The organism is Limosilactobacillus caccae (assembly GCF_900156885.1).
GTDB lineage: Bacteria > Bacillota > Bacilli > Lactobacillales > Lactobacillaceae > Limosilactobacillus > Limosilactobacillus caccae.
The window spans coordinates 620319-633797 of the sequence record NZ_FTOY01000011.1 but is presented as its reverse complement, the minus strand read 5'-3'; the positions used below and the strand labels follow the sequence as shown (position 1 = coordinate 633797).

Annotated in this window: 14 protein-coding genes; 8 read left to right on the top strand and 6 right to left on the bottom strand. The window is 46.8% G+C overall.

What is annotated here, in order from left to right; genetic code table 11:
* Positions 1 to 9: 9 nt before the first annotated feature.
* Complete coding sequence (locus CZ502_RS09040; protein ID WP_076461760.1) at positions 10 to 843, bottom strand: DegV family protein; 834 nt, start codon at positions 841 to 843, stop codon at positions 10 to 12.
* A 144-nt stretch (positions 844 to 987) separates the two neighbouring features.
* Here CZ502_RS09040 and CZ502_RS09035 point away from each other — a divergent pair, with 144 nt between their 5' ends.
* From CZ502_RS09035 to CZ502_RS09000, 8 genes are all read left to right on the top strand, one after another.
* Positions 988 to 1503 carry a DUF1836 domain-containing protein gene (locus CZ502_RS09035; protein ID WP_076461758.1) on the top strand — a complete coding sequence of 172 codons (516 nt, stop codon included), beginning with the start codon at positions 988 to 990 and terminating at the stop codon, positions 1501 to 1503.
* A 2-nt stretch (positions 1504 to 1505) separates the two neighbouring features.
* Entirely contained in the window at positions 1506 to 1970 is a 465-nt protein-coding gene (locus CZ502_RS09030; RefSeq protein ID WP_076461756.1) for an NUDIX hydrolase, read from the top strand.
* 117 nt (positions 1971 to 2087) lie between these two features.
* Positions 2088 to 3023 carry a manganese-dependent inorganic pyrophosphatase gene (locus CZ502_RS09025; RefSeq protein ID WP_076461754.1) on the top strand — a complete coding sequence of 312 codons (936 nt, stop codon included), beginning with the start codon at positions 2088 to 2090 and terminating at the stop codon, positions 3021 to 3023.
* Between the two features lie 163 nt (positions 3024 to 3186).
* Positions 3187 to 3576, top strand: coding sequence for an iron-sulfur cluster biosynthesis family protein (locus tag CZ502_RS09020; RefSeq protein ID WP_076461752.1), 390 nt, complete (start codon positions 3187 to 3189; stop codon positions 3574 to 3576).
* A gap of 95 nt (positions 3577 to 3671) precedes the next feature.
* Positions 3672 to 3812, top strand: a complete 141-nt coding sequence (locus CZ502_RS10805) for a hypothetical protein (protein ID WP_200804240.1) — start codon at positions 3672 to 3674, stop codon at positions 3810 to 3812.
* 227 nt (positions 3813 to 4039) lie between these two features.
* Entirely contained in the window at positions 4040 to 4933 is an 894-nt protein-coding gene (locus CZ502_RS09010; protein ID WP_076461748.1) for a hypothetical protein, read from the top strand.
* The gene (locus CZ502_RS09005) at positions 4920 to 5648 is read left to right on the top strand and encodes a TPM domain-containing protein (protein WP_076461746.1); all 729 of its coding nucleotides are present in this window, start codon (positions 4920 to 4922) and stop codon (positions 5646 to 5648) included. Before CZ502_RS09010 ends, CZ502_RS09005 begins: the two co-directional genes overlap by 14 nt.
* Before the next feature lie 15 nt (positions 5649 to 5663).
* A complete protein-coding gene (locus CZ502_RS09000) occupies positions 5664 to 6734 on the top strand; it encodes a M48 family metalloprotease (RefSeq protein WP_143457284.1) in 1071 nt (356 codons plus the stop codon).
* A gap of 45 nt (positions 6735 to 6779) precedes the next feature.
* On the opposite strand, the gene CZ502_RS08995 is transcribed toward CZ502_RS09000, so the two are convergent.
* The 5 genes from CZ502_RS08995 to CZ502_RS08975 all read right to left on the bottom strand — a co-directional run bounded on the left by CZ502_RS08995 (position 6780) and on the right by CZ502_RS08975 (position 13365).
* Positions 6780 to 8315: a gluconokinase gene (locus CZ502_RS08995; protein ID WP_076461742.1), complete on the bottom strand. Its 1536-nt coding sequence runs from the start codon at positions 8313 to 8315 to the stop codon at positions 6780 to 6782.
* 64 nt (positions 8316 to 8379) lie between these two features.
* Positions 8380 to 9384 (bottom strand): LacI family DNA-binding transcriptional regulator, encoded by a 1005-nt coding sequence (locus CZ502_RS08990; RefSeq protein ID WP_076461740.1) that lies wholly within the window; start codon positions 9382 to 9384, stop codon positions 8380 to 8382.
* 16 nt (positions 9385 to 9400) lie between these two features.
* Complete coding sequence (locus CZ502_RS08985; protein ID WP_076462360.1) at positions 9401 to 10345, bottom strand: diacylglycerol/lipid kinase family protein; 945 nt, start codon at positions 10343 to 10345, stop codon at positions 9401 to 9403.
* A gap of 133 nt (positions 10346 to 10478) precedes the next feature.
* A complete protein-coding gene (locus CZ502_RS08980) occupies positions 10479 to 11822 on the bottom strand; it encodes a gluconate:H+ symporter (protein ID WP_076461737.1) in 1344 nt (447 codons plus the stop codon).
* A gap of 13 nt (positions 11823 to 11835) precedes the next feature.
* Positions 11836 to 13365, bottom strand: coding sequence for a gluconokinase (locus CZ502_RS08975; RefSeq protein WP_076461735.1), 1530 nt, complete (start codon positions 13363 to 13365; stop codon positions 11836 to 11838).
* Positions 13366 to 13479 lie beyond the last annotated feature (114 nt).

The following is a 13479-nucleotide window of genomic DNA, read 5'->3' as shown; positions in this document are numbered from 1 at the left end:
ACTTAATTGTTATTTTTCAAAACCGACCATTAACCCACCATTTTCGGCATAAAAGGAACAAAGGCCACGGCAGGGACCGATAACCACTTTCGCCCCTGGATACTGTTCAAGAATTAGTTTTTGCAAATTATTAGCGGCCGCGGTTGCCTGAACATGGTTGATCCGTACCTTGCCACCCTTGTAACCACTCGCAATCATTTCCTTGAGCAGGGCCCGTTGACTTCTTTTTTCTGACCGGACCTTTGCTAGAAGTTGGAATTCGCCATCAGCCGCAGTCCCAATCATGTACAGGCCGAGTAACTTTGCTAACTTAGCAATCGCGGGTTTAACCCGGCCGTTATTTGCTAAATTATCAAGTTCCTTGAGGGAAAATAATAACTTGCTTTGCTTGAGATAGTCTTCTGTCTTTGCCACTATTTCATCGAAGGGACAATCTTGATTGACCAGTTCCGCAATGTATTCAAGGATTAGTTGCATTTGTGAACTGGTGCTGGCCGAATCGAAGACGTGGATGTTGGCATCAGGGTGGTCTTCTAAGTAATTTGCGGCGGCTTGGTTAGCGGCGTTGTAGCTACCGGATAGCTTGCTGGTGATTGTGACAACGTAAATTTCGTCGCCGCCAGTAAAGGCATTTAGCCAGTCTTTAATATTGGGGCAGGATGAGATTGCCTGCTGGTGGGTTGCTTTTAAAGCGGCAAGAAAAGCTGGTAAGTTTAACTCATCATCGTCAACCCACCGTTTACCATCAATTTCCATTGTTAACGGGACGCTGACAAAGGGCACCCCGTTGATGTGGTCAGCAGTCAAATCGGCTGCCGAGTCAGCAATTATTTTTGTAACCATTATGCTTCTCCTTAATGAGTTATTTGTATTCATTATATTTAGCTGTTAAATTTAAATCAACGGTTTTTAAAAAACTTGTGATGAGATTAAAATTGACGGATAATAACTGCGTTAGCTATAATAGCTACGATGGAGGGACGATTCGTGGAAAAGATAGAACGGGAGATCAACCAATCCATTGCTAAGTTTCGCCTACCGCGCTATGCGGAATTGCCGGCAATGGGGTTATATCTTGAACAAACGACAAAGTATGTGAATGACTGTCTGAAGGCATTAGGGGATGTTAAGCTGACCCCCTCGATGGTTAGCAATTACGTCAAGCACCAGATAATTTGTCGGCCAGAAAAGAAGTTATATGGACCAGAGCAGCTCGCTGACTTAATTTTTATTGCGGTGGCAAAGAATGTCTTGCAGTTGAGTGACTTGAAAATGGGGATTGAGATCCAGCAAGAAAGTAGCTTTGACGTGGCGACGGCCTATGACTACTTTTGTGGTGAGCTTGAAAATGTTTTGCGCTATGTCTTTGGCTACCAGGATACGTTGGCAAAGGTCGGGACGGCCAAGGGCGAGCAAAAGAAAATGTTGCGGAGCTTGATTATGGCAATCAGTTATAAGGTGTACCTTGATAATTACTTTAGCCAAGCAAAGGATGGTGAGTAATCATCGCATATATAAAAGAAATTCGGGATGCAGTCGGTCACCGGCCGTTGATAATGACTAGTGCATCCGGAGCCCTCGTGAACGAGCATGACGAGGTATTGTTGCAGGCACGGGCTGATACTGGCGACTGGGGCTTCCCCGGTGGCTACATGGAATTCGGCGAATCCTTTTCCGAAACGGCGCAGCGGGAGTTCAAAGAAGACGCTGGCATTGCGGTGGTGCCTGTGCAGCAATTAGCGCTGTTGGACCAAGACTTTTATACCTATCCCAATGGTGATAAGGTCCAGCCAGTCAATGTCTTGTACCTGGTTCAGCCGGTGGATGATAAGCGTTACGCGGTTAAGCCTTCAGAGACCATTGCGACGAAGTATTTCGCCCTTAGTGGCCAACCACCGCGCTTATTTAACGAGCAGCACGAAAAAATGTGGCAAATCGTTAAGGATTTTGTCCTCGGTCAAGAAAAATAAGGATAATTTGCTAAATGGTCTACAAAGTCCTAGCTTCCATGATAGAATAGGGGACGTAGATTGTTTCACGTACTAGCTAATGCTAGGATAAATTGTGAACATACAGGAGGAATTTATATGAGCAAAGAATTAGTATTTGGACATCAAAAGCCTGATACAGATGCCATTACCGCAGCAATGGCTTTTTCATACTTCCAAAACCAATTGGGTTATGAGACAGAAGCAGTTGCCCTTGGTGAACCAAACGATGAGACCAAGTTTGCATTAAAGAAGTTTGGGTTAGAAGCCCCACGGGTTATCAAGACCGCTGCTAACGAAGTAGATAAGGTAATGCTTGTTGACCACAACGAACCACAACAAAGTGTTGCTGACATTGACAAGCTTACTGTTACCCACTTAGTTGACCACCACCGGATCGCAGGCTTTGATACTGCGCAACCACTATGGGCAACTGTTCGCCCATATGGTTGTGTAAGTACGATCATCACGGAGTTATTCCAACAAAAGCACATCGATATTCCTGCTAACTTAGCCGGGATGATGCTTTCGGCGATTATTTCTGATACTTTGCTTTTGAAGTCACCAACGACGACTGACCACGACCGGGAAGCAGTTAAGTACTTGGCAAAGGTTGCGGGTGTAGAAGACTACGAAAAGTACGGGATTGAAATGCTTAAGGCAGGGACCAATCTTGATGCTAAGTCTGATGCTGACATCGTTGATGGCGATGCGAAGACCTTTGAACTTGGCGGCACTAAGGTTCGGATTGGCCAAGTAAACACCGTTGACTTAGACGACGTATTTGCCTGCCAGGCTGACCTCGAAAAGGAAATGCACAGCTTGATGGACGCAAATGGCTACGACTTGTTCTTGCTGATTGCTACCAATATCTTGAACAGCGATTCAGATCTATTAGTAGTTGGTGAACCAACTGCCAAGGTTGAAGAAGCCTTTGGGAAGAAGCTTGGTGACAACAACCGGATGAACTTGCCAGGCGTCGTATCACGGAAGAAGCAAGTTGTTCCTCCTTTGACGGATGCTTTTGAAGGCTAAGCAACGATAATAAGCTAAAAGACTGGGATATTCGCCAGTCTTTTTTGGTTTAAAATACTGGTGAACGAAAAGTTAGTGGCTTGGCAGGCTTTAAAATTTACATTTGATGCTGGTTGTTGTTAAACTAAAAATATAATTTTGAAGAGAAATGAGGTTGTTTAATATGAAGATTACTTTTACCACCGCCGCAAAGCAACGCTTGTCTCGCTACCTCACCCCCAATAAGCGGATCCTCCTCGATTTTGATGATGGGGTTGGCCCTTTTTCTAAAGTTGGTGGATGCAGCTTGGACGGGGCGTTTCGCCTGATCTTTGTTGACCAGCAGCGTGACTTGCCGGACTTTGACCAGCACATCCCATCTAACTTAGGGGATGTGTATATCAAAGGGTATAGTGCGGTACAACTAGATGAACAGATGGAAGTCCGCTTTAATAAGCAATATTTCACTTTACCACTGGTCAGTACTAACCGGACGATTACTGATAATTTGGCGATTATTGACGTCGATTCGCTTGATTCAGGGGCGATTCAACAAGCCACTCACGATTGCTAGGGCCTGGCCCACCACCCATTGACAAGATGGATTATCATCAGTACAGATAATATGATATGATGAAAATAGTAGTTCAAATAAGGGTGGTGCAGGACGTGAAGAAGAAGGCAATGCAACGAGAAATCCGGATGCTGGCAGAAGAAAATCAGCAATTACGGCGATATACGCTATTGACCTCACTAGGGATAACACTTAGTTTAGCAATCGGGCTAGTAAAAGTGATTCGTAACCACTAAAAAAGATTCGGAATATTACCGAATCTTTTTTAGTATATTGTTTTATCGAGTGATATTTAAAAGGATCTTGTAAAGACAAGCAGAAATTGTTTGTTAACTATTTAATTTTCTGCTAATCACTGCTAGAATGTTATTGCACGATAAATATAATTAAATAAATATCGGGGAATCAGTATCAGGGGAGTACTGACTCCTTTTTATTTTGGACAATTTATGAGGAGTTGAAGATGAAACTATTAAGATTAAGCTTTGCGCAGTCGAAGAAAGTGGTTGCGGACCGCAAAGACCTGTTTAATGATAATGATGAAGAAAAAAATGTGGTGACGTTGGGAAGCCGTTTTATCAGTCTTTTAGCTGTGGGGGCATTTATCATCATGATGATAGCACTGGGCTTAGCGCCAGCTGACACCCCCGCTGAGTCGTATGGTGACTATTTCCTTTCTGGTGATACGGCGCTGGCAGTCCAGCTGATTTCGATGGATATTTATACCCCCTTAGCAACCTTATTAAAAGCGCTCGGCATATATGCGGTGGCCTATCTTTTAATGCCATTTCCGAACATCCTCGTCCAGCGACTACTGGCTCTGCCACTGATGGCAATCTTCTGCCTGGTAAGTATGTTGGCACTTTTGCCACTTACGTTAGGCTGTGCAATTGGCAATAATGGGTCGATTGTAACAACGATTTGGTCGGTACTAATTATGGTTGCCCTGATCAGTAAACTAGTTAATTACCGGCGCAAAAAGCTCGCGAAAGTAACTGGCCAGCCAGTCAAAGAGGCTAAATTTCCTAAACTGATTTCGGTTAAATCGTTTATTTTACTTTCCTATGCGATTTCGTTTATTCAAAAGGCGGCGACCCCCGGAAAGGGACACTTGAATGTTGTTGGAATTTTGATCGGTGGTGCTTACCCGTTAGTTGGCTTGTTATTTGTTGCCCTTATCCTTCCGTTAATGCTGGACATGTTTTTAAGCTGGTACTACATTGCAAAGTATTCAACGCAGTACCGGCTTTATTACCAAATTCCTGACAGCGTATGGTATTACGACGATAAACGGGCAGCAAAACACCGGCCGGTATACCGGCAAGAAAAGGGAGATGCAGATCTTGAAAAAGAATAAATTATTGAAACAGGCCCTCCTAGCGGGCGTGATTTTCCTCTTTACCCTCGTTGGCTTTGCCAGCCGTAGCCATGCTGCTGACCAGTATGTCGATGACCAGGCGCATGTTTTAAAAGAGCAAACGGTTCGCTTCATTAATAATAAAAACAAGCATCTTAAGCAGGGACAAATCTATGTTGTCACGGTTAAGACGACTGGGGGCCAGCCGATTGACCAGGCAGCCGCACAATATTTTAAACGCCACCACCTTGGTAAAAATGCCACGATGTTGATGTATGCGATAAAGGATCGCAAGGTTCACTTTGAAAAGGGGAGCAAGATTGGTGAAATGTTTAGTGATCGCTACTTGGGGACAATTCTGACAAGTCATGTCAAGAAAGACTTTCAAAATGATAACTATGATGCCGGGGTTCAGTTAATGGTCGACCGGCTAACCGATTCGCTCAATGGTGAAGATGACAATGATTCACTAGCGACGCAAAGCACTTGGAGTGAGTTAGACAGTATGCTCAGCGTCTTTGGGGCGATCGGATTTATTGTCTTTGGGTTTATTTGGGCGATTGTTAAGCTATTCTCTGGTGATGCTCGCGATGATAGCTACTACGATCGTGACGATAGCTATTATGATCGCGACTACAGAAGCGAAAGTGGTTTTATTGATAGTAGTGATAGCGATAGTGGCAGTAATGACTCCGGTGATACCGGTAGTTGGTAAGGAGGAGAGATTTTGTTGAAACAACAGATAGCCAAAAATAGGCGCCAAGAATGGGGACTTCTTGGCAAAGCGTTGATTATCGATTACCTAGCAATTTGTGCTGTTTGCTATGGATATATCTATGACTATACGTTTTTCTTTCGGATCCATCCCCATAATAAGTTGGATATTGAAACGTCAATCGGCGATGCAATTATCCCGGCTTTTCGGACAGCAATCCAGCCGCAAGTGATTGGACTGGTAATCCTGCTTACACTGATATGGTGGGGTTGTACAGTGATAATAGCTTTTGCAGGCGTCCAGCGTAATAATATTACAGCGGTGATGAAGGAAAATCAGGCGGTGCCGGTGGATTTGGAAAGTAAACCACGCCTGGCGCAGGCGGTGACGAAGATTGCTAACGATGCGGGGATTCCCGTTCCCCAGCTCTTTATCATCGACAACCCGGCACCGAATGCCTTTGCTTTTGGTAAAGACACCCAGCACGCAGCCATTGCGGTTACCAGCGGGTTACTAAAGTTATTACGTGATGACGAGCTTCAGGCAGTTCTTGGGCATGAAATAGCGACAATCCGTAACCACGGCACCCGCTTGATGATGCTCTATTATTCTGTCAACCGGGCAGTCTGGAATCTCGGCTTAGGATTACTGACAACGGTTATTGGTTGGCTGCCGGATAATGAAAGTGAGCGTTCGACGGCGAAGAAGAAAGAGGCTGATAGTAGTGATGGCGCGGTACTAGTTTTGACAATCGCCATCCTCGTTATTATCTTGCCGTTTGTTGTCTTAGGGAGCCCGGTTGTTTTAGCGGTGGGAAAGCTACTTAATTTTTCCCTCAGTCAAGAACAAGAATTTGCTGCTGATGCTGGGGCAGTTGAACTTACCCGCAACAAGCAGGGGATGATCAAAACCCTTAACCGCTTCCGGAAGATCCAGCGCGAGATGGCCGGCTATGAACCATACTCCCGGATGTATTTTGTGGCGACTAGCCATGGTCAAGAAAAAAAGAATGTTTCTCCCGCCCGCTCTGAGCAACCGAGCTTACTGGCACGGATTCAGGATGCAGAAGAAATTACTGTTAAATAAAACAAACGTCTTACAAGCTTTACTGGCTCGTAAGACGTTTGTTTTTTATTTATTCTGGCGCTCCTGCAGGCTGGCAATCTCTGAATAAGCCGGGGCAAGCATCTCTTCTACTTGCTGGAAGAGCGGGATGTAGCGCTGGTAAACCTTAACGGCAGCAGGGGATGGTTGGTATGAGCTGACCTTACCGATAAATTGCTTATTTAACGGTGTATCAAGGCTGTCAATCATTCCGAGGCTCTGCATTGCCATCATGGCGGCACCGAGGCAGCCAGATTCAAATGAATCGGGGATGTTGACTGGACAGTTTAGGATATCCGCTAACATTTGCCGCCAGACCTGTGACCGGGCAAAGCCACCAGTTGCAGTAACGCTAACTGGTTCACCGACGAGGGCGCGGACAGCCTGGAAGACTGTCGCAATGTTCATTGAAATTCCTTCCATTACTGCGCGGAGCATGTCTGCTCGGGTATGAATCTGGGAAAGCCCGAAGAAGCTTCCCCGGGCTTTGGCGTTCCAGAGGGGTGCCCGCTCACCACCGAGGAAGGGGTGGAAGAGCAAACCATGAGAACCAGCAGGAACATCTTCAATCACGTGGTTAGCAAGAGTGAAGGGGTCAACATGCTCGTTTTTTACCGCATTTGTATCAACGAGGTGTTTAACGCCCCACTCATAGACGTCACCACCGTTATTTAATGGACCACCGACAACCCATAGTCCCTTATCAATAGCGTAACAGAACAAGCGGCGTTCCGGATCAATAACCGGGTGGTCAGTCACAACCCGGACAGCGGCTGAGGTGCCAATTGTGATCGTAAAGGTATTTTGTTTTGTTGCGCCAACACCAATATTAGAAAGGGCCCCATCGTAAGCACCGTAGATGAACGGAGTATCTTTAGGGATGGCGAGCTTTTCTTGGGCGGCCGTGGTCAAGCCGACTGCCTGGGTGGTTCCGCTGACAATTTCAGGAAGCTGTTCTTTGGTGATCCCGGTGAGTTCAAGGGCTTGTGGGTCCCATTGACCAGTTTTGAGACTAACTAGACCGGTACAAGAAGCAATTGAAATGTCGACTTTAAATTCATTAAAGAGGCGGTAGAATAAGTAAGCTTTGATGTCAGCAAAGTAAGCAGTCTTAGCAAAGAGTTCTGGCTCGTCTTCTTTTAGCCATAGTAGTTTAGTTAATGTTGACATCGGATGAACGGGGGTCCCAGTCTTAAAGTATAATTGCTGACCCTCAGTCATCATTTTAAGCTTGTCTGCTGCCCGTTGTGCCCGGCTATCCGCCCAGGTAATCAAGCGTGACAGGGGGGACTTGTTTTCGTCGAGCAAGATCAAACTTTGATTGGCGCTGGAAATTGAAACTGCCAGGAGTTTACCAGTGGAGAGGTCCGCCTGTGCCGCGGCATCGCGAATTGCCTTTTCCGTTGCCGTGACCACTTCTTCTGGCTCTTGTTCTGCCATCCCAGCAGCGTTGCGGTGCAATTCGTAGCCATAACTCGCTTCGGCAAGCACCTGGGTAGTCGAATTATATAAGACTGCCTTTACACTGGAAGTTCCAACATCAACACCAATTATGTAGTTCATTTTGTGTTCTCCTTTAATAACTCAAATTAATTCTTTTACTATTATAACCGCTCACCACGATATTCTAAAGAGAATGGTGGGCAACGATTTCAACTGGTAAGAGGGTTGTCGCACAGCCTGTATCATGCTTTTTGATCTGACTGAGCAGTTTTTCTGCGGCGAGGTTACCCATCAGTTCCATATCCTGTTTAAGCAAGAAAATTCCGTCACCGACATATTGTGACCATTCCCAGTCGTCGAAGCTGACTAGGCCAAGGTCAGCCGGGAAGCTGAGATTCAGCTCCTTGAAAATACTCAGCAGGTCGAAGAGCACCGGTCCCATCAAGGAAATGACGGCGGTGCGGCCGGTAAGCTCATTAAACTGGTGGAGAAATGTTTTAACCAGCCAGTTACGATCATGTCCCCGGGTTTCAATGTTGTGATAGCTAAGTCCATTTTCTTCCGCAGCAACTTTTAACCCGGCTATCCGTGGAATCTGTCCTGATGCGTCGGCAAAGTGGGCACTAATCGTGAGGATGTTTTGGTAGCCACGGGCAACTAAGATCTTTCCTAAGCGGTAGCAGGCGTCCCGGTTGGCGCTGGTAACCCGGGCGACGGAAAGTGGCTGGTCATCGACTTCCCGGTCGACAACAACAAGGGGGAGGTTCGCGCTGATTGCTTGTTTATACTGGGAAAATTGCCGGGAATTAGGCTGGACAATAATCCCGTCAACCCGCTGCTGGTAGAGTCGTTGGAGCGCCCGTCCCTCAGTTTCAATCGAGTTATTAGTATTCATCAACAGAATATCATAACCAGCCTGCTGGAGGACATCGTCGATTCCCTTTGCTAACAGCGATGAGAAGGGGTTGGAGATGTCACCGACGAGGATGCCAATTACGTGGGTCTTATTTTGGCGGAGTCGTTGGGCGGAGGCAGTGGGAACAAAGTTTAGTTCCTTGATTGTTTGTTCGACACGCTTCCGGGTTGCCGGCCGCATTTTTTCATAATGGCCGTTGATAATTCGCGAAACGGTCGTGACGGAAACGCCAGCGGCTTTTGCAACGTCCGCGATGGTAATATGTTGTGTCATTTTGATCGTCCTTCACTTATTTGTTAATTGGTTCTTGCCACATGGGGTAGGAAATGCATGAAAGGGAGAGGTCAAAGCGTTGCTTGGCTAAAACCTCGCCATCAATTTGCCCGTATTGTTGGGGTGATGACTGGTAGGAAAGCACCTTTCCCCGGAAGAGGTGGGCAAAGCGGGAGTGGATGAGCTTGCCACTAGCAAACATGATGATTGCCCAGAGAAATGTCGGCCAGTGGCGCTTTTCGATGATGGCGAGTTCAAGCTTTTCTTCCCCAATTTGTTGGTCGGCCGCAATCTTGATTCCACCACCGATATAGGGGTGGTTGCTTGCCACCACGAGGAACGCCCGTGGAAAGTCGAACAGTTGCCCATCCTGGGTGACTTTCACGTGAAACGCGGGTTGTGTGAAGAGAATTTTGATGGTCTTAAAGGCGTACGAGAGGGTGCCTAGGCGGTGTCGATTTAAAAATGCTTTTAGCTTCGAATCAACGGTATGTTCAACAATTGCTGCATCAAAGCCGATTCCGAAGTTATTAAGGAAGATCCCCTGACTGTCATCCTGGTGGTTGGTAAACTGCCCGACGTTAATCGGATGAGGGTGGCTGTTGGTGATGATCTGCTGGAGGGCGGTTAGCGGTTGGGTTGAGATACCATAGCCCCGTGCAAAATCATTGCCGGTTCCTGCGGGGATGTAGGCAAGGGGGAGCCGGTGTTTTTGGTTAGCAGCTACTAGCCCGGTCATCGCCTCGTGAAGGGTCCCATCACCACCGATTACGACAAGGCAGGAATTATCAGGGTGGTGATTAGCGATTTCTTCAGCCAGGTCACGTGGCTGGCCGACTTGTTTACTTTCGACTGCCTGATATGAGATTGACGTATTTGTTAAGTAGGTACGAATCTTTTCCCAGACCTGCTGTCCCTTCCCACTTCCTGCGCGGGGGTTGATTAAAAAGATATAGTTCATTTTTAACTTGCTCCGTTCAAAAATAAAGGCCATGAATAAATCGTGGCCTTTAATGTCATAATAACTTCTATTATACGCTATTCCTACAATTAAAATAATAAAAAGTTGTGACCGCTAAGCCACAACTTTGTGATTAGACAAATAATGAAATTGCGTAAACTGCTCCAAGACCGGCAACCGCTAAGACAGATGTCAAGGTTGACCAGGAAAGGAGGGTTTCCTTTAGTGACAGGCCGAAGTATTCCTTGATCATCCAGAAACCAGCATCGTTAACGTGGTCGCAGAAGACAGAACCGGCACCGACAGCAAGAACCATCAGGGCAGCCATTGCGGAGTTAGACCCAAATTGCTGTGCCATTGGTGCGACTAATCCGGCGGCAGTCATTGCGGCAACGGTTGATGAACCGAGTGACACACGAAGGATGGCGGTGATTAACCATGCGGCAAGGATTGGTGAGATGTTGGTCTGGGCAAAGAGCGTTGAGATGTAATTTGAGATTCCACCTTCAACAAGGACTTCCTTGAAAGCACCACCACCACCGATGATTAAGAGCATTACGGAAATTTGCTTGATGGATTCAACCATTGAGTTGGAGATCTCACCCATCTTCTTGTCACGCCAAAGACCCATGCTAAAGATTGCAAAGACTAATGAGAGCAGCATTGCGAGGTCAGGGGCACCGACAAATTGGATGAATTCATTTACTGGGTTGTTCTTTGGAAAGATGAATGAGCAAATTGTGGCAATGGCAATCAAGATGACGGGCATCATTGCCGTTAATACGGAAATGCCAAACTTTGGTGTTTCGTCCAGGTCAAATTCTTTATATTCACCGAGTACTGAGATGTCAATGTCTTTACGGTAAACCTTTGGGTATACCTTGTGGAGGAACCAGTTAAAGACTGGACCAGCAATAATAATTGTTGGGATTGCGGCGACGATTCCTAAAAGAAGGACGTGCCCTAAGTTAGCACCAAGAATATCTGAAATTGCTGTTGGTGCAGGGTGCGGTGGCAAGAAGGCGTGGGTAACATTCAACGTGGCCGCCATTGGAATCCCGAGGTACATCAGCGGCATATCTAATTCACGAGCAATAATGAAGATGATCGGCAAGACAACGACTAACCCGACTTCGAAGAACAGGGCTAAGCCAATGATAAATGAAGCGAGGATTACGGCAACTTGGATCCAGCGCCGGCCAAACTTGTCAATCAGGGTAGTGGCAATCCGGTAACCACCACCAGCGTCAGATACCAGCTTACCAAGCATTGACCCGAAACCAAAGATAATTGCTAAGTGGCCTAGCTGGGAGCCAATTCCTGATTCGATAATTCCGGGGATCTTTGCAAATGGTAAGCCCAGCATCAGGGCGACGATAAATGAAGTTACAACTAAGGCAACAAAGGTGTTGAGCTTTAATTTAACGATCATGAAGATTAATAGGACAACACCGATTAAAACGATGAGTAATGGCATGAGTTACGACCTCCTAATGGGTTGATTGTTGTTGTAATTTAGCGATTGTTGAGTAGGCAGGGGTGAGTAGTCCCTCGACCTGTTGGAAAAGCGGCAGGTAGTTTTGGTAGACCTTTACCGCGGCTGCTTGGGGCTGGTAGGCGCTGACCTCACCGATCAATTCCTGAACAACATCCAGACTATCGACGATCTTGAGGCTCTTCATTGCCATTGTGATAGCACCGAGGCAGCCAGATTCAAATGAGTTCGGGATGTTGACGGGGCAATTTAAGACGTCAGCGAGCATCTGCCGCCATACTTCTGCCCGGGCAAAGCCACCAGTTGCCGTCACGCTAGCCGGTTCACCGACAAGGTCCCGGACAGCTTGGAAGACTGTCGCGATGTTCATGCAGATTCCTTCCATTACTGCCCGGAGCATGTCAGCACGGGTGTGGAGTTGTGAAAGTCCGAAGAAACTACCGCGAGCGTTGGCATCCCACAGCGGTGCCCGTTCACCACCGAGGAAGGGGTGGAATAACAGCCCATGCGCCCCAGCAGGAACGCCTTCAATGACGTGGTTTGCCAATGTATATGGGTCAACATTTTCATTTTTAACCGCGTTCGCATCGACGAGGTGTTCCACTGCCCACTGGTAAACATCACCACCATTATTAAGGGGGCCACCGACGACCCATAACCCATTATCAACGGCGTAGCAGAAGAGCCGCTGCTGGGGGTCGATGACGGGGTGGTCAGTTACGACCCGTACCCCGGCAGAAGTCCCGATGGTAATTGCCACTGTATTTTGCTTAATGGCGCCGACACCAAGGTTAGAGAGCGCACCGTCAAAGGCTCCGTAGATAAATGGCGTATCGGCGGGGATACCCATTGCCTTTTGGGCTCTTGCTGTTAGCCCCGTTGCCTGGGTAGTCCCGTTAACAATCGTTGGTAATTGGGACTTTTTAACCTTGGTCATTGCTAGTGCTTGTTCATCCCAGTCACCAGTATTAACATTCATCATCCCGGTACAAGAAGCAATGGAAATATCAACCTTAAACGTGCCGAAGAATTGCTGGAACAGGTAGGACTTGATGTCACCGAAGTAAGCAGTTTGATGGATCTTATCTGCCTGCGCTTGGTTTAGCCACATGATCTTTGTCAATGGTGACATCGGGTGGATTGGCGTTCCCGTCTTTGCATAAATTTGCTGACCTTCTGGACTGCGCTTCAGCTGGTTGGCAACCGCACGCGCGCGGGTATCTGCCCAGGTGATCACCCGTGATAATGGCTTGAACTGTTTGTCGAGCATGATGACACTTTGGTTGGCACTGGAAAATGATACCGCTAACAATTTTCCGCTTGTTAAGTCAGCATCCGCCGCCGCATCATGGATTACCTGCTCAACAGCGGTAAGCATCGCGACAGGGTCTTGTTCCGCCATTCCGTTAGCGTCACGGTAAAGGGAATAGCCCTGGCTAAACTTGTTAAGGACGGTTGCATGTTCATCGTATAAGACTGCTTTAGTGGAAGTAGTTCCCACGTCAACACCGATTAAATAGTTCATTTCTCTAACTTCCTTTGTTGTAGATTTTTTGAAAGCGCTTTGGTTTATCGTTACACCAAATAATATAATATTGAATGTAAGCGATGTCAACTCTAAAAAACAAATAAGGGTATC

Excerpts from the sequence above, each read along its gene's own strand:
- CZ502_RS09020 (WP_076461752.1), top strand. The coding sequence starts at position 3,187 with ATGAAGATTACTTTTACCACCGCCGCAAAGCAACGCTTGTCTCGCTAC.
- CZ502_RS08985 (WP_076462360.1), bottom strand. The coding sequence starts at position 10,345 with ATGAACTATATCTTTTTAATCAACCCCCGCGCAGGAAGTGGGAAGGGA.
- CZ502_RS09040 (WP_076461760.1), bottom strand. The coding sequence starts at position 843 with ATGGTTACAAAAATAATTGCTGACTCGGCAGCCGATTTGACTGCTGAC.
- CZ502_RS09025 (WP_076461754.1), top strand. The coding sequence starts at position 2,088 with ATGAGCAAAGAATTAGTATTTGGACATCAAAAGCCTGATACAGATGCC.
- CZ502_RS08990 (WP_076461740.1), bottom strand. The coding sequence starts at position 9,384 with ATGACACAACATATTACCATCGCGGACGTTGCAAAAGCCGCTGGCGTT.
- CZ502_RS08980 (WP_076461737.1), bottom strand. The coding sequence starts at position 11,822 with ATGCCATTACTCATCGTTTTAATCGGTGTTGTCCTATTAATCTTCATG.
- CZ502_RS08995 (WP_076461742.1), bottom strand. The coding sequence starts at position 8,315 with ATGAACTACATAATTGGTGTTGATGTTGGAACTTCCAGTGTAAAGGCA.
- CZ502_RS09010 (WP_076461748.1), top strand. The coding sequence starts at position 4,040 with ATGAAACTATTAAGATTAAGCTTTGCGCAGTCGAAGAAAGTGGTTGCG.
- CZ502_RS08975 (WP_076461735.1), bottom strand. The coding sequence starts at position 13,365 with ATGAACTATTTAATCGGTGTTGACGTGGGAACTACTTCCACTAAAGCA.